We start from the raw sequence: 15,007 nt of genomic DNA, 5'->3' as shown, positions 1-15,007 counted from the left end.
CCAGATCCCGAGTCGGAGCGTCGGGTAGCGGTGACAATCGTGTCGGCGGGGCGCCAGACCTGAGGGAGCGTTGAGCAATTGGCCGCCGGACATGAGGGAGCGTTGAGCAACAGCCGACGGCGGTCCGCTACGTGACTGCTTCTGCCTCCGCGAGTTTGATCATGCGAAGTTCGTCCGCCAAGGCGCGGGCAGGCCAATAACTGGTCGCTAGTTCCCTTGCCCGGCTTTGCTCCGCCGCCGGGGCGATCTTCGCGAGCAGCCCGGCCGCGTAGAGCAGAGCGATCAGGGCTGTGGTCCGGGGATCCGGCGGCCCGGCATCGCCTGACGCGGAACCGGACGGTGCAGCGCTCAGTCCGGTCTGGATCTTCTGCACGAGCGCCGCCTCCGGAGCGTGATCCTTCTCCGGGTACCGCGTGGTCCGGAACAGGCCCAGGTGCCGTTCGCCGACATGGGCCACCACACCCAGCGACGCCATCCCCTCGTAGATCCGGTGCAGTTCGGCGCGGCTCTCCAGCATCGAGACCCACCGCTTCGGCGTGTGCGGCCGGGATTTGTCATGGATGAGTTGCAGCTGGTGGTGGAAGTCCGTCGGYGGGACGGTCCCCGTGGTCCTCACGTGCTTGCCCTGCAGCTCGACGGCGCCGATCAGGTCCAGCTCGGCCAGTATCGCCCCGGCGACGGCGGCCCGGAGCACGGTCTGCGGCACGACGGGCTCGCCGTCCTTGTCGTTCGTCGCCAGAAGGAGCACAGCCTGGGGAAGGTTCAGCTCCTCCGCCTTCGGTGTTTCAGCGTTCATACGATCATGGTGGCGCAGTCCGGCGGCCACCACAACGACGATTTACAAGCGGGAACCGCAAACCCCTAGCCGCAAACAAAATTGCAGAGTACATTTGATGCAATCGCACTTGCAGAGTGAGCCAGATTACAGAAGAGGTCCGGACTTGAATACCAACGCGGTCGATCTGGAAGCCAACGCGGCCAGCGGCAATGGCGCCGGCAACATTTCCCATGCCTGGCTCGGTGACGTGTTTCCCGACGTTCCGCTGTCCAAAGCCCAGCGCCGGGTGGTCGATGTGATCGGCCGCAACCCGCAGCTCTCCTCCTATGCGGACATCGCCGAGATCGCCCAGCGCGCCGACGTCAACAACTCCACGGTGGTCCGGGCGGCCCAGCACCTGGGCTACCGGGGCTGGCCCGACCTCCAGCGCGAGCTGCGCTCCCGGTACCTCGTGATGATCTCCACCGAGGACACCCTGACCGAGCATGGCGAACACCGCAGCCCGCTCCATGACGCGCTGAATCACGACATCGAGAACCTCCGCCTGACGCTGGACTCCAATACGGCCGACGACGCCGAGGCCGCCATCGCTGCCATGGCCGCCGCCAAGTCCATCACCGTCGTCGGGCTCGGTTCCTTCGCAGGCCCCGCCAGCGTGATGGCACACCTCGGCTCCACCATGGGCTACCCCATCACCCTGGAGAACCGCGCCGGCGTCCACCTCGCCTCCAGCACCAACACCCTGGGCCCGGGGGACGTCCTGGTGGTCATCAACATGTGGCGCTCCATCCGGCAGATCATCGTCACCGCCGAAGCCGCCAAGCAGGCAGGTGCCACGGTGATTGCCATCAGCGACATGCGCCGCGGCCGCCTGGCGGCTGCGGCGGACCACCTCCTGGTGGTGGCCTCGGAAGGAATCTCCTTCTTCCAGTCCGTCACCGCCGCAAATTCCCTGGTCTACGGCCTGCTCGCGGGGATGGAGGCGGCGCACCCCGAACGCAGCCGCGCCGCGATCCGCCGCACCCAGCAGCTGTGGAAAGACCTGGACATCTACCTCGACTGACCCCGGCACCCCAGAGCCCAGCACCCCTGCCCCGCCCCAGACCCGCAATCCCCTTTCCAGGAGTACCTCATGAACACCAGCATCAACCGCCGCGTCGCCGTCATAGGCCTCGGCGCCATGGGCGGAGCGATGGCCGCCACCCTGCACCGGGCCGGCTGGGCCGTCACCGGCTTCGACCCCTCCGAGGCAGCCCGGGCCGGCGCCGCGGACGCGGGCATCCCCACCACCGCCAACCTGGCCGATCTCGCCGGGACCCCGTACGCGGTCCTCTCCCTGCCCGCGGCCAGCGTTGTGGAAGCCACCGTGCCCCAGCTCCTCGCGGCACCGGGAACTGTTGCGATCATCGACACCACCACCTCCGAGCCGGCCACCAGCCAGCAGATGGCCTCCCTCGCCGACGCACAGGGGGCAGCCTTCGTGGACGCGCCGGTCTCCGGCGGCCGCGACGGCGCAGCAACGGGATCCCTGAGCGCGTTCGTCGGGGCAACCGAGGCCGCGCTTGCCGCTGCAGAGCCTGTCCTGCTCGCACTCACGGGCGGCAAGTACAGCCACATCGGAGGCCCCGGCAGCGGCAACGTGGTCAAGCTCCTCAACAACGTCCTCGCCGCGGCGAACCTGGTCTCCGTCGGCGAGGCCTTGGGCGTCGCCAAGGCCTACGGAATCGACCCCGCCACGGCGGCCGCCAGCATCAGCGAGGCCTCCGGCGGCAGCAAGGTCTCCGCGAACATGTACCCGAATTGGGTGCTCACCGGCACCCACGATTCCGGCTTCTCCCTGGGCCTCATGGCCCGCGACGCCGCCCTCGCCGTGGACGTTGCCGCCCAAATCGGCGAAACCCCGGCCCTGCTGGCGGCCGTGTCCGGCCAGTGGCAGAACGCCCTCGCCGTCCTCGGACCGCGGGCAGACTTCACCGAAATCGCCAGGACCGTCGCCCCGGCCATCACGCCCGCCGGCGCACCTGAGACGACAAACGCCGCCAAAAGCGACACCACACACGGCAACGCCGTCGCCTAAGCCCCCCAGCCCCAAAGGAACACCACATTGAGCATCACCACAGCACCCACCTCCTCCTCAGCCGCCACCGCCCGGGCGGTCCTGGACGCGGCCTTCCCGTCCGGCCTCGGCGCCTTCCTTGACGGCAGGACCGTTACCGGCAGCGGAGAGAGCATCACGCTCACGGCCGCGGCCACCGGGGAACCTTTTGCCAGCTACGCCGACCCCGGAGCCGAGGGCGCCAACGCCATCCTGGAAAGCTCGACGGCGGGGGCGGCCGTCTGGGCCGGCATGAACGGCTTCGAACGGGCCGCCATCCTGCGCAACGTCAGCCGCGCCGTGGAAGCCCACGCGGAGGAACTCGCCATCCTGGAGTCCGCCACCACGGGAAAGCCCATCCGGGACGCCCGCGTCGAAGCCGCCAAAGTGGCCGAGATGTTCAGCTACTACGCCGGCTGGGCGGACAAGCTGACGGGTCAGACCATTCCCGTTCCCGGGGCGTGGCACACGTACACCGAACGCGTCCCGTGGGGAGTCGTCGTCGCCATCACCCCGTGGAACGCCCCCCTGTTCACCGCGGGCTGGAACTCCGCCGCACCGCTGGCCGCCGGCAATGCCGTGATCATCAAGCCCAGCGAATTCACCCCGGCCTCGTCCATCCGGCTCGCCCAGCTGGCCCACGAGGCAGGCCTGCCGGCCGGCGTGTTCAACGTCGCGGCGGGACTGGGCCAGACCGTGGGCGCCGCCCTCACTACCGACCGGCGCGTCGGCAAAGTCAGCTTCATCGGGTCCGTCCCCACCGGGCGCCGCGTCGCCGTCGCGGCCGCGCAGGCCGGGATTCCCGCCCTGCTGGAACTCGGCGGCAAGAGCGCGAACATCGTGTTCGCCGACGCGGACCTGGACCGTGCCGCCGACGGCGCCATCTCGGCGATCTTCTCCGGCGCGGGGCAGTCCTGCGTCGCCGGATCACGGCTCCTGGTGGAGCGCAGCGTGCACGCCCGCTTCGTTGAGCTGGTGGCCGGGAAGGCCGCGCTGCTGCGCGTCGGCGACCCGCTGAGCGCGGACACCGAGGTGGGCCCCATCATCACAGCCCAGCAGTTCGCCACCGTCACCTCCCTCATCGAGGCAGGACTGAGCGACGGCGGACGCCGGGTTACCGGGGCCACGCTTCCGGATGCCGTCGCCGGGTCCGGGCTGGCGGGCGGACACTGGGTCATGCCGACCCTGCTCGACGGGGTGACGCCGGAGAACCGCCTCGAAACCACGGAGGTCTTCGGCCCCGTGGTGGGCGCCGACGCGTTCGACACCGAGGCGGAGGCCATCGCCCGCGCCAACAACACCAGCTTCGGCCTGGCCGGAGCCGTGTGGACCTCCGACGTCTCCCGCGCGCACCACATCGCCCGCGAGGTCAAGGCCGGAACGTTCTGGATCAACTCCTACAAGACCATCCACGTGGCGGTTCCGTTCGGCGGATTCGGCGATTCCGGCCACGGCCGTTCGTCCGGTCCCGGAGTCCTGGACGAGTACACGCAGACGAAGGCCATCTGGGTCCCCACCCGGGCGGCCGGCTCGCCCTTCCCGTCGCTGTCCTACTAACGCGACCGACTACAGCGCCCTACTAGAGCAGGCAGATACTCATGGAACTGACAGACACAACCGCCGCCCTGGCGGCCCTCCGCGCCGCCCTCGCGGACGGCGTCGACGACTGGAAACCGCAGGTCCTGGCCCTGGCGCGGGACATCCACGCCGCCAAGGAGATCTCCTTCGAGGAGGTCCGCTCGGCCGAAGCGGCGGCGGCGCTGCTGGAAGCCGGCGGCTTCGAGGTTGAACGCGGCACCGGCGGCCTGCCCACAGCCTTCACCGCGAGCGCCGGCAACGGCGACCTGACGGTGGCCCTGTGCGTGGAATACGATGCGCTCCCCAACATCGGGCACGCATGCGGGCACAACCTCATTGCGGGTGCCTCCGTCGCCGCGGCCCTTGCCCTGCAGCCCTACGTGGACCAGCTTGGCATCACGCTGAAGGCGATCGGAACACCGGCCGAGGAGCACGGCGGCGGCAAGGCGATCCTGCTGGAACAGGGCGCGTTCGACGGCGTCGGCCTGGCTCTGATGGTCCACCCCGTCCAGGACGGCGTGACCTACAACCCGGCGGGAACCAGCGCGCAGGCCGTGGGCCGGTACAAGGCAACGTTCACCGGGAAGGCGGCGCACGCGGCAGCAGCCCCGCACCAGGGCGTGAACGCCGCCGACGCGGCCGTGCTGAGCCAGGTGGCCGTCGGACTGCTGCGCCAGCAGATCCCCAGCGACCACCGCGTGGCCCTGTACGTCGCCGAGGCCGGACACGTCACCAACATCATTCCGGAACGCGCCGTGGTCCAGTTCGAGTGCCGGGCCTTCACGCTTCCGGAATACGAGGCCCTGCTGGAACGCGTCCGCCGCTGCTTCGAAGGGGCAGCCCTCGCCACCGGCACGACGCTGGCCATGGAGCCAACGGAACCCCTCTACGAACCCCTGCTCCAGGACAACGAACTGGCAGCGCACTGGACCGAGGCGATGGAGACGTTCGGCAAGGACATCTCGCCCTCGGCCGGCCTCAGCGGCGGCTCTACCGACATGGGCAACATCTCCCAGGTCATCCCGTCCCTGCATCCCTGGCTGAGCATTCCCGGCGCGGACGTGCCCATCCACTCCCACGCGTTTGCCGCGCTTGCCGACTCCCCGGAGGCGTACGCGGTGATGTTCGAGGCAGCCACCGCGCTGGCCTGGACCGTCGCCGGCGCAGCCTCAAACCCCACCGAACGGGCGCGCTTCACCAAAGCGGCATACCGCCGTCGCACATTCACCCAGGAAGGCACATCATGACTACCAGCACCGGAACCGCGCGGATAGACAAAGCTGGTGCCCGGCTGACGCTTCCGATCGCCGCTTTGGCCTTCGTCATTGCCGTCGCCGTCCAGCTGATCGGCCAGGCCAAGATCGACGTCGGGATCGGCGCGATCGTCATCTTCCCCATGGTCTGGGGCCTCATCCTGGGACTTTTGGTCTCCATCCAGAAGTTCAAGCCCCTGGGCCTGGACCTGCAGCGGATCGCCGCGGCCCTGGTGGGCGTGGCCGTTCTGCTCCTGGTGGCCAGGCTGGCGTTCAACATCGGACCCAGCCTTCCCAGCCTGCTCAAGGCCGGGCCCGCCCTGCTGCTGCAGGAAGTGGGCCACCTGCTCGGCACCATCGCGCTGGCCCTCCCCCTGGCCGTCCTGCTGCGGATGGGCAAGGCAACGGTAGGGGCCACGTTCTCCCTGGACCGCGAACCGTCCTTCGCCATGGTCTCCGAGAAGTACGGTCCCGACTCGGACCAGTACCGGGGCGTGCTGGCCATGTACGTTTTCGGCACCCTCTTCGGCGCCGTGTTCATCACGCTGCTGACCTCGCTGGTGGCCAACTGGAAGATCTTCGATCCCCTGGCCCTGGCCATGGGCGCCGGCGTGGGGTCCGGTTCCATGATGGCGGCGTCCTCGGCGAGCATCATCGCGGCCTACCCCGCCGACCAGGAGGCGATCCTCGGCATGGCGGCAGTGTCCAACCTGATCACCACCATCCTCGGCGTGTACGTCGGAATCTACATCGCCCTGCCGCTGGCCGACCGTTTTTACCGGGTCCTTACCCGCAAGCAGAGCCGCGAAGCCGCGACCGTCGCCGCGGGGGCCGCGGCAGCAGGCGCCACCGCGGAGCGCGGCCAGGCCGACGTCGAGCGGGACGAGGCGCAGGCCGAAGAAAACCGCCGGTTCCGCGAACAGGTGGCCGAGTCCGCGGCACCCATCAGGCTTCCGCTGTGGCTGTCACTGTCCGTCCTCACGGTCCTGGGCATCAGCACCGCCTCGGTGGCGGCCAAGGGCTTCAGCCTGACCATCGTCGAAGGGTACGCGATCATGCTCGCCCTGGTCCTGGTCAGCATCGCACTGGCGAAGGTCACCAAGAAGATTTCGGCGATCGTCTACATCACCACCATCGGCGCCTATATCTCGAGCCCGTGGTTCTTCGGCGCGGCAGCCCTCACCACAATCATCAAGTCCGTGGACTTCCTGTCCATCGCCACGGTCATGCTGACGCTCGCGGGCCTGTCCCTGGGCAAGGACATTCCGCTGCTGAAGACGATTGGCTGGAAGATCATTCCCGTCGGCTTGGTCGCCATCACCGCGTCCTTCCTGCTCTCCACCGTGATCGCAGAATTCGCACTGGGGCTCTGGCACTAGCTTTGACGCCGCTCGGCCGGCAGTGAGCGGACGACGGCGGGTACTCCCGCCGTCGTCCGCTGGCGTTCGAGGGAGGCGGGAGCCCGCCGCCGTCCGGTGGGCAGGAAGGTTGCTACGTGCGGAGGGCAATCGGCGGGAGCACGGAGCGCGATCCTACGCCGCGATGGCCGGTGTCAGAGTCACAGGCAACGTCAGCCTGCCAGGAGCTGCCTGATCCCGAACTCCCCCACGGAGAACATCCGCGGGTTGTCGTCGGAGTTGCTCAGCAGGGCGGTGGACAGGATAAGGGCCCAGCCCCGGGCCCGCAGCCAGGTGTCCCCGTCCGCTGCGGGGCCCAAGGCGCCCATGAAGCGGCGGCGGGCGCCGGCGTCGAACATCAGCCATCCCACCGCAAGATCCACAGCCGKGTCCCCTGCCCCGACGTCGCCGAAATCGATGACACCCGCCAGGGAACCATTGTCCGTCAGCAGGATGTTGCCGGGGTGCAGGTCCCCGTGGAGCATCGTCGGCGGACCGTCCCAGGCTTTGGCGGCGCGGGCCTGCGCCCACACCGCGCTCAGCGCTGCCGCCTGCGGGTAGCGGTCGCGGTCCCCGAGCCGTTCCACCACCGCGGCGTCACGCTCCAGCAGCGGCACGCCGCGGAAGGGATTCACCGGGACACCGGTGTCCGCGGGCACGTGCAGGGAGATGAGGAACCCGGCCAGGCCTTCGGCGACGGGCCCGCGGCCTGCGGGGCCGACGTCGGCCGCGGCGGTGCCAGGGACCCACCGCACGATGCTCCACGGCCAGGGAAAGTCCGGCGTCGGCCGGCCGGCATGGACGGGGACGGGAACCGCCACCGGGGAGCGGCGGGCTATGCCGGGAAGGTAGCGCTGCTCATGCAGTATCAGCGGCACGGCCTCCGCCCGGCGCGGCAGCCGGACGGCCAGGTCGTCGCCGAGCCGGAAGGTCGCGTTGTCCCAGCCGTTCGGGACCCGGACCAGAGGGCGGCCGGCGAGGTCGGGCCGCTGGTCCCGGATAAGGCCCTGGACGACGGCGTCATCCACTTCCAGCGTGGCTGGTGGCATTACCGCCATTCAGAAACCTGCCTTCGTTAGTGCCGCCAATACGGCCCGATCTTTTCCCTTGCCCGACCATAGTTCAGCGGGCGGGGCGCGGAACGGCGACGATCACGGGCGATCGCCCCCAAGCGGGCTTACCGGCCCGCGCGACGAGTGAAGATCAGATGGACAACTCCGGATGGAGACGGGGTCGCTTCGATGACGAAACGTTGTTCGAGTCCTTCCAGTCCATCCCAGAGCCGTTCGCCCCGGCCCAGGACGATCGGCACGAGGACGATGTGCATGTGGTCGATCAGATCGGCCTCAAGGAACTGCCGAATCGTGCTGACGCCGCCACCGATCCGGACGTCGCGGTCGCCGGCCAGGGCGCGGGCCTGCTCGAGCGCGGTGACGGGGTCGGCGTCAACGAAATGGAAGGTTGTTCCGCCGTCCATCTGGAGGACCGGCCGGGGATTGTGTGTCAGGACGACGACAGGGGTGTGAAAGACAGGATTATCGCCCCACCATCCCTTCCATTCCTCGTCCTCCCAGGGACCGCGTTGCGGGCCGAACTTGTTGCGCCCCATGATCTCCACGCCGATTCCGGGCCCCCACGCACTGGCGAACGCCTCGTCGACTCCGAGGGATCCCTCTGATTCGCCGTGGATGCCCATCTCGCGGAAGGTGCGCGTCTCGAAAGCCCACTCCATCAGCCGTGAGCCTGCGTGACCGAACGGTGCGTCGAGTTGCTGGCCCTCGCCGGTGCCGAAGCCGTCGAGGGAGACCGAGAAGTTATGCACGCGGACGAGGGACATGTCATCTCCTGAAGTGCTTGTTGTTGGCATCACCCTATGGTGATCGAATCCAACGGCTCAAGACCGACGGCGGGAGGATCCAGCCGCTGTGCACATGGAACCGTATAGCGCGAGGTACGACGCCGATCGGCGGTCAGTTGATGATTTCGCCTCGCTCGTCCGCAAGGAGTACTGCCAGGCGCTCCTTCCACGCCTGCAGCGCCTCGGGCTCCAGCCGGGTCCAATCGGTGACTTCGCCGACGACCCTGAGCGGGGCACTGCTGCGATAGGACCGGGTGGGGTTGCCGGGGAATTTCTTGTCGGTCACGTTCGGGTCATCTTCGAACGCCCCGGTCGGTTCGACGGCGTAGACGCGCGGGGCGTCGTCACCCGGCGCGAGTTCCGCAGCCAGTCCCGCACCGTTCGGAAGAGCGGTGAAATAGATGTGATTCATCACTACTTCCGGACGGTAATTCGACCTGAAACCCGCCCGAAGGAGATCACCGTCCCGGAGGTTGGCTTTCGTGCCGTGAAAGAACGGACCCTCGTCCAGCGGTTGACCCATAGTTACAGCCTAAGCCGACTACATCGCCGAGCGGCCGCCAGACGCGCGATTTAGGGCGGTGGGGACGCCACCCATCGCGGCGGTTCACACCGGTCAGCGGCGCCGTCCCACAACGCTAAGGCAGGACCTTGTACAGATCGATGACGGTCTCTTCGGGCGGCGACGAGAATCCTCCCTCGATCCCCTGCTGCATCCGGGGAAGCAGGATGCCGTCGCGGAATTTCTCCCAGCTCTCCTTCGACTCATGGACAGCCATAATCGTCCAGCCACCGGCAGAAGCGCCAGCGGCATGGAAGATCTGGCCCTCGGGCAGCAGCCCCTCACCCGGGTGAACAGCGGCTATTGAGGCTTCGTACTGGTCCTTCGTGGCTCCTGCGAAAAAGTGCACGACTCCGTAGGGCGCGGCTTCCATTTCTGCTCCTAGGCCGGTCTGAATGTGTTGGATATGCCAACCAATAGACCCCCTTCACCCTGGATGTCAACGGGTTTGGCGCGGACCCACGGCCGCTGGCGCTGCGGGATACTCGGGGTTCCTCGTGCGGCATCCGAGCTGGGGCGCAGGTGGCCTCTGCCCCATCCGGCGGGTCCGGTACGTTCGTCTACTTCGCCCCGTCATCCTCGCCGTACGCCCGCCCGCGGAAGTGCGCGCGGAGGTACTCCCCGACGACGGCGGCGCCCAGGTCCCCGGTGTCTGGCGCCACGACGCGGCCGTCGATCCGGCGGGCCATCCGGGCGACGAAGTGTTCCAGGCCCGGGTCATCGCCCAGCCGGAAGAACGTGGCCTGCGTGCCGGTGCGCCCCAGCCGATCCAGCCGATCCAGCTCGGCCACCGTCACGCGGATGGTCTCCGGTTCCGGCGGATACGCGAACCATGATTCGCCGTCGGCCAGCAGGTGCGCAGTGGGTTCGCCGTCGGTCACCACCAGCAGGACCGGCTGCATCGACGGGTGCTGGCGGAAGAACCGGCCGGCCAGCAGCAGCCCGTGGTGCAGGTTGGTGCCCTGCTCCCGGAAGGCCGGCAGGGCCGTGAGCTCGCCGATGTCCATGGTCCGCGCGTAGCGGCCAAAGCTGATCAGCTGCAGCCGGTCGCCCCGGAACTTGGTGGACACGAGGTGGTGCAGGGCCAGCGCGGTGCGCTTCATCGGCACCCAGCGCCCCTGGGCCGCCATCGAGAAGGACACGTCCACCAGCAGCGCGACGGCGGCCTGCGTGCGCGCCTCGGTTTCCGTCACCTCGATGTCGTCCACGGCCAGGCGGAGTCCGTGGCGCGGGTCGCCGCCGTCGGCGATGGTGCGGCGGATAGCGTTGGTGATGGTGCGGGTGACGTCCCACGGTTCGGCGTCGCCGAACTCCCACGGCCGGCTGGAGCCGGTCTGCTCCCCCGCGGCCCCGGCGACGCGGGTGTCCCGGCGGCCCTGCCGGCCGGAAAGCTGCTTGGCGGTGTCCCGGAGCAGCGCCCGGCCGAGCCGCCGCATGGACTGCGGGGAGAGCCGGAGGTCGCCGTCGGCGCCGCGCTGCAGGAAGCCGCCGTCGTGCATGGCCCGTTCGATCTCCGCCAACGTCCGTGCAGAGACCGCCGCGTCCTGTCCCACCTGGCGGGCGAGGGCGTCCAGGTCCAGGTCGTCCAGGCGGGAGCCGTTGTAGGACTGGGAGAGCTGTTCGGCGAGCTCGTCCAGCTCGGCGAGGTCCTGCAGCACGCCGGTGCCGTCGCCAAGGCCCAGCCCCTCCTCCCCCTCGAAGCGTTCGGAGCCGGACCAGTCCTCGCCGGGGCGCAAAGCCTGCAGGTTGGCATCGAGTTGGCCCAGCTGTGCCATAAGCCCGGGCGAGCCGAACGCCTGCGCGGAGAGCCGCATCAGCTCCTCGCGCTGTTCGGCGGACATGGACTGCAGCAGCCGCTGGGCGGCGGCCGCGCGCTGGGCGAGGGCGTCCACCAGCTCCTCGACCGACTGCGGGTTCTCCGGGAAGAACTGGCCGTGTTTGGCCATGAACTCCTGGAAGTCCGCGTCCGTGTCCTCGCCGCGGCGGTGCTTGTCGAGGAGCTCGTTGAGGTCCTGCAGCATCCCGGCCACGGCCGCGCGGTCCTCCTCCGTGGCGTCCTCCAGCGCCTCCTTCATCCCGGCGAACCGCTGGTCCAGGATCTCGCGGCCCAGCAGGTCCTTGATCTGCTCGTAGGCCTCCCGGGCGGTGCTGGACTGCCAGTCGTAGGCGGCGAGCTCGTTGACCGCGGCCGCCGTGGACTTGGGCAGGTTCTGCAGCTGCATCTCCCGGAAGGCGCGGTCGGTGTTGTCCATCATGGCGTCGCGGGCCAGCTGTTTGCGCTCCTCCAGCACCGCGGTGTCCAGCAGTTTCCGGACCTCGTTGAGGGTGCCGTCCAGCCGGTGGCGGCCCAGCAGCTCACTGCGCCGCTGCTGCACGCGGCCGGCGAGGTCGTCGAGCCCTTCGCGGTTGCGGCCGCCGCGCCGCAGGTATTCCTGCAGGGCGTGCCGGGGCGAGTAGCCGGCCATCACGTCCTCGGCGACGGCGTCCAGCGCCTCCGCCAGGTCCACCGGCGGGGCGAGCGGATCCGGCCCTCCCGCGTAGCGGCTGTACCGGGAGCGGTGGTGAGCGGTCATGGGCCCTCCTTAGCCGTAGCGGCGCCTACCCGTAGACCGTCGCCTCGTCGTCGGACTCCTTGGCGATCCGCCGGGCGAGGTAGAGGCCTTCCAGCGCCAGCTCGACGGCGGCGGCGCGCTGCCCGTCGTTCGTCGCGCCCAGGCGCTCACCAATGTCGTCGTAGAGGCTTGATCCGTTGAGCGACGGGAGGTTTTCGAGAAACTCCCGCGCCGTGACCAGTTCCCCGGTGGTCACCGTGGTGTGGCCGTCCAGCGCGGCCACGAGTTCACCCATGTCGATGCCGTGGAAGTGCGCCCGCACAGCTTCCGCGGTGGCCACGCGCAGCAGGTGGTCCAGGATGTCCTGTTCCCGGCCTTCTTCGCCGGACTCGAACTCGATCTTCCCCGCGAGGACTTCCACGGCGGCGTCGAGGTCGATGATCCGGGCGACGGCCTCGTCCTCGCCGCGGACGCTGGCCCGGCGCAGGGCGGCCGCGGCGACGGTCTCGGCGCCGGCGATGGCGAACCGCGCGGACACCCCGGAGGTCTGGTTGACCGCCGGGGACTGCCGCAGCGCCCGGGTGTAGCGAGCCAGGATCTCGAGGATGACGGGCGGGACGCCGGCCACCAGGTGCCCCTCCTGCCGGATGACGGCCACCTCGTCGTCGAGCTCGATCGGGTAGTGCGTGCGAATCTCGGCGCCGAAGCGGTCCCGCAGCGGCGTGATGATCCGGCCGCGGTTCGTGTAGTCCTCCGGGTTGGCGGACGCGACCACCAGTACGTCCAGTGGCAGCCGCAGCACGTAGCCGCGGATCTGGATGTCGCGTTCCTCCATCACGTTGAGCATGGAGACCTGAATCCGCTCGGCGAGGTCGGGGAGTTCGTTGATGGCGATGATGCCGCGGTTGGAGCGCGGGACCAGGCCGTAGTGGATGGTTTCCGGGTCGCCCAGGCGGCGGCCCTCGGCCACGCGCATCGGGTCGACGTCGCCGATCAGGTCCGCGACGGAGGTGTCCGGCGTCGCGAGCTTCTCGACGTACCGTTCGGAGCGGTGCCGCCACGCCACCCGGAGCCGGTCCCCCTCGGTGAGGGCAAGGGCGCGGGAGTGCTCGGTGATGGGTTCGTACGGGTGTTCGTTCAGTTCCGAGTCCTCGATCACCGGCGACCACTCGTCCAGCAGCCCGGCCAGGGTGCGAAGGAGCCGGGTTTTGCCCTGCCCGCGTTCGCCGAGCAGGACGACGTCGTGCCCGGCGAGCAGGGCCCGTTCGAGCTGGGGTAGGACAGTGCGGCTGAAGCCGTACATCCCGGGCCAGGGGTCGCGGCCGGCGGCGAGCGCGGCGAGCAGGTTGTCGCGGATTTCGCGGCGCAGGTCTTTGTGCACGTGGCCGGAGGCACGCAGTTCACCAACAGTGAAGATATCGGGGCGATCGCTCACCCCTCCACCGTAGACCTCCGCTGGGCGGGGAATCGAGGGATTTCTCGAGATTCCTGCGCGTTGAGGTGGAGTGCGTCTTACGCTGGATCCTGATGACTGCAGCAGCGCCTGGACCTTCACTGGAGCCCCCGCAGCGGGGCACGCTCCTGCTTCTGGTGCGACACGGGGAGACGCCGACGACGGGCACGGTGCTGCCGGGCAGGGCGCCGGGACTGCACCTGTCCGAGCGGGGCCGCGCCCAGGCGGAACGGGTCTCTGAACGGCTCGCGGGCCTTGCGGTGGATGCCCTCTATTCCTCACCGCTGGAGCGCGCCTGCGAGACGGCGGAGCCGACGGCGGCCCGCACCGGACTGGACGTGAAGCACGACGACGGGCTGCTCGAGTGCGACTTCGGCGAGTGGACCGGAGCCGCGATCGCCGAGCTGGCGTCCCTCCCAGAGTGGCAGACCGTGCAGCACAGCCCGTCCGAATTCCGTTTCCCGGGCGGCGAGAGCTTTCCGGAGATGCAGGCGCGGATCGTCGGGGCGATCGAGGCCCTGTGCGCAGCCCACGTTGGGGGCGTTGTGGTGTGCTTCTCCCACGCCGATCCCATCAAGGCCGCCGTCGCCCACGCCCTAAGCACGCCTCTGGACCTCTTCCAGCGCATCGTCATCAGCCCGGGCTCCGTGTCGGCCATCTCGTTTGTGGAGGGCCAGGACCCCGCCGTGCTCATGGTGACTTCGACGTCCGAACCTCTCAGCGGGCTGAGGGCGCCGTGAAACGGGGCAGACGGTGTCCGGCCGGGAGCTGAGACGGCTCACCGAGGGCAGCGTCGAGCTGCTCGGGCGCATCCCGCGCAGCAGCAACGAGACGTTCCTGGTCCAGGTCTCGTGCGCGGATGACTCCGCGTATGCGGTCTACAAGCCGGAGGCCGGGGAACGGCCGCTGTCCGACTTCGAGCCCGGGCTCTACAAGCGCGAGCGCGTCGCCTACCTGCTCAGCGAATCGCTGGGCTGGGGCTTCGTCCCGCCGACCGTGATCCGCGAGGAGGCGCCGCTGGGAGTCGGTTCGCTGCAGTGGTTTGTCGAGTGCGACTTCCAGGAGCATTACTTCACGTTGTACGAGGATGCGCCCGAGACCCACCGCGAGCTGGCGCGGATCGCCGTGTTCGACTACGTCGCCAACAACACCGACCGCAAGAGCGGCCACGTACTACGTGGCAGGACGGGCGGATCTGGGGCATCGACCACGGGCTGTGCTTCTCGGCCTCTTTCAAACTGCGCACCGTGATCTGGGACTTCGCGGGCGATCCCATCCCCGGTGCCCTGATCGAGGACATCACCCCGCTCGCCGATGCCGTCCCTGCCGACTTGGCGGAACTGCTCGACGACGACGAGGTCACCGCCTTGCAGCGCCGCGTCCAGCGCCTGCTGGTCACAGGCGTCCTGCCGGTGGACCGGACGGGAATGCGGTACCCCTGGCCGCTCGTGTGAGCGCCCCCCTCGTGCCCGCCGATAGCT

General features: G+C 69.1%; 13 protein-coding genes and 1 pseudogene. 7 read left to right on the top strand and 7 right to left on the bottom strand.

The window, feature by feature from the left end:
- Positions 1-127: 127 nt before the first annotated feature.
- The gene (locus AB4Y67_RS11415; protein WP_441405890.1) at positions 128-796 is read right to left on the bottom strand and encodes a GOLPH3/VPS74 family protein; all 669 of its coding nucleotides are present in this window, start codon (positions 794-796) and stop codon (positions 128-130) included.
- A gap of 145 nt (positions 797-941) precedes the next feature.
- On the opposite strand from AB4Y67_RS11415, the gene AB4Y67_RS11410 reads away from it, so the two are divergent.
- From AB4Y67_RS11410 to AB4Y67_RS11390, 5 genes are all read left to right on the top strand, one after another.
- Positions 942-1,841 carry a MurR/RpiR family transcriptional regulator gene (locus tag AB4Y67_RS11410; protein ID WP_441405889.1) on the top strand — a complete coding sequence of 300 codons (900 nt, stop codon included), beginning with the start codon at positions 942-944 and terminating at the stop codon, positions 1,839-1,841.
- A 69-nt stretch (positions 1,842-1,910) separates the two neighbouring features.
- Positions 1,911-2,855, top strand: coding sequence for an NAD(P)-dependent oxidoreductase (locus AB4Y67_RS11405; protein ID WP_441405888.1), 945 nt, complete (start codon positions 1,911-1,913; stop codon positions 2,853-2,855).
- Between the two features lie 27 nt (positions 2,856-2,882).
- A complete protein-coding gene (locus tag AB4Y67_RS11400) occupies positions 2,883-4,430 on the top strand; it encodes an aldehyde dehydrogenase family protein (protein ID WP_441405887.1) in 1,548 nt (515 codons plus the stop codon).
- A gap of 41 nt (positions 4,431-4,471) precedes the next feature.
- Positions 4,472-5,698, top strand: coding sequence for an amidohydrolase (locus AB4Y67_RS11395; RefSeq protein WP_441405886.1), 1,227 nt, complete (start codon positions 4,472-4,474; stop codon positions 5,696-5,698).
- The gene (locus tag AB4Y67_RS11390) at positions 5,695-7,083 is read left to right on the top strand and encodes a DUF3100 domain-containing protein (RefSeq protein WP_441405885.1); all 1,389 of its coding nucleotides are present in this window, start codon (positions 5,695-5,697) and stop codon (positions 7,081-7,083) included. The genes AB4Y67_RS11395 and AB4Y67_RS11390 overlap by 4 nt, the downstream gene beginning before the upstream one ends.
- 191 nt (positions 7,084-7,274) lie before the next feature.
- On the opposite strand, the gene AB4Y67_RS11385 is transcribed toward AB4Y67_RS11390, so the two are convergent.
- The 6 genes from AB4Y67_RS11385 to AB4Y67_RS11360 form a co-directional block, all read right to left on the bottom strand.
- A complete protein-coding gene (locus AB4Y67_RS11385) occupies positions 7,275-8,150 on the bottom strand; it encodes an aminoglycoside phosphotransferase family protein (RefSeq protein WP_441405884.1) in 876 nt (291 codons plus the stop codon).
- A 128-nt stretch (positions 8,151-8,278) separates the two neighbouring features.
- Complete coding sequence (locus AB4Y67_RS11380; RefSeq protein WP_441405883.1) at positions 8,279-8,938, bottom strand: dihydrofolate reductase family protein; 660 nt, start codon at positions 8,936-8,938, stop codon at positions 8,279-8,281.
- A gap of 133 nt (positions 8,939-9,071) precedes the next feature.
- Entirely contained in the window at positions 9,072-9,482 is a 411-nt protein-coding gene (gene arr, locus AB4Y67_RS11375) for an NAD(+)--rifampin ADP-ribosyltransferase (RefSeq protein WP_441405882.1), read from the bottom strand.
- A gap of 115 nt (positions 9,483-9,597) precedes the next feature.
- Positions 9,598-9,894, bottom strand: a complete 297-nt coding sequence (locus tag AB4Y67_RS11370; protein WP_441405881.1) for a hypothetical protein — start codon at positions 9,892-9,894, stop codon at positions 9,598-9,600.
- 187 nt (positions 9,895-10,081) lie between these two features.
- Positions 10,082-12,094 (bottom strand): vWA domain-containing protein, encoded by a 2,013-nt coding sequence (locus AB4Y67_RS11365; protein ID WP_441405880.1) that lies wholly within the window; start codon positions 12,092-12,094, stop codon positions 10,082-10,084.
- Between the two features lie 25 nt (positions 12,095-12,119).
- Positions 12,120-13,508, bottom strand: a complete 1,389-nt coding sequence (locus AB4Y67_RS11360) for a sigma 54-interacting transcriptional regulator (RefSeq protein WP_441405879.1) — start codon at positions 13,506-13,508, stop codon at positions 12,120-12,122.
- A 92-nt stretch (positions 13,509-13,600) separates the two neighbouring features.
- Between AB4Y67_RS11360 and AB4Y67_RS11355 the strand changes: the two genes are divergently transcribed.
- Positions 13,601-14,266 carry a histidine phosphatase family protein gene (locus AB4Y67_RS11355; protein WP_441405878.1) on the top strand — a complete coding sequence of 222 codons (666 nt, stop codon included), beginning with the start codon at positions 13,601-13,603 and terminating at the stop codon, positions 14,264-14,266.
- Positions 14,267-14,279: 13 nt separating this feature from the next.
- Positions 14,280-14,980: pseudogene (locus AB4Y67_RS11350) on the top strand (SCO1664 family protein).
- Positions 14,981-15,007 lie beyond the last annotated feature (27 nt).

It is taken from the genome of Arthrobacter sp. YAF17 (genome assembly GCF_052113365.1).
Taxonomy (GTDB): domain Bacteria; phylum Actinomycetota; class Actinomycetes; order Actinomycetales; family Micrococcaceae; genus Arthrobacter.
This window is presented reverse-complemented; position numbering and strand designations above follow the sequence as displayed.

Excerpts from the sequence above, each read along its gene's own strand:
- AB4Y67_RS11405 (WP_441405888.1), top strand. The coding sequence starts at position 1,911 with ATGAACACCAGCATCAACCGCCGCGTCGCCGTCATAGGCCTCGGCGCC.
- AB4Y67_RS11395 (WP_441405886.1), top strand. The coding sequence starts at position 4,472 with ATGGAACTGACAGACACAACCGCCGCCCTGGCGGCCCTCCGCGCCGCC.
- AB4Y67_RS11390 (WP_441405885.1), top strand. The coding sequence starts at position 5,695 with ATGACTACCAGCACCGGAACCGCGCGGATAGACAAAGCTGGTGCCCGG.
- AB4Y67_RS11380 (WP_441405883.1), bottom strand. The coding sequence starts at position 8,938 with ATGTCCCTCGTCCGCGTGCATAACTTCTCGGTCTCCCTCGACGGCTTC.
- arr (WP_441405882.1), bottom strand. The coding sequence starts at position 9,482 with ATGGGTCAACCGCTGGACGAGGGTCCGTTCTTTCACGGCACGAAAGCC.
- AB4Y67_RS11370 (WP_441405881.1), bottom strand. The coding sequence starts at position 9,894 with ATGGAAGCCGCGCCCTACGGAGTCGTGCACTTTTTCGCAGGAGCCACG.
- AB4Y67_RS11365 (WP_441405880.1), bottom strand. The coding sequence starts at position 12,094 with ATGACCGCTCACCACCGCTCCCGGTACAGCCGCTACGCGGGAGGGCCG.
- AB4Y67_RS11355 (WP_441405878.1), top strand. The coding sequence starts at position 13,601 with ATGACTGCAGCAGCGCCTGGACCTTCACTGGAGCCCCCGCAGCGGGGC.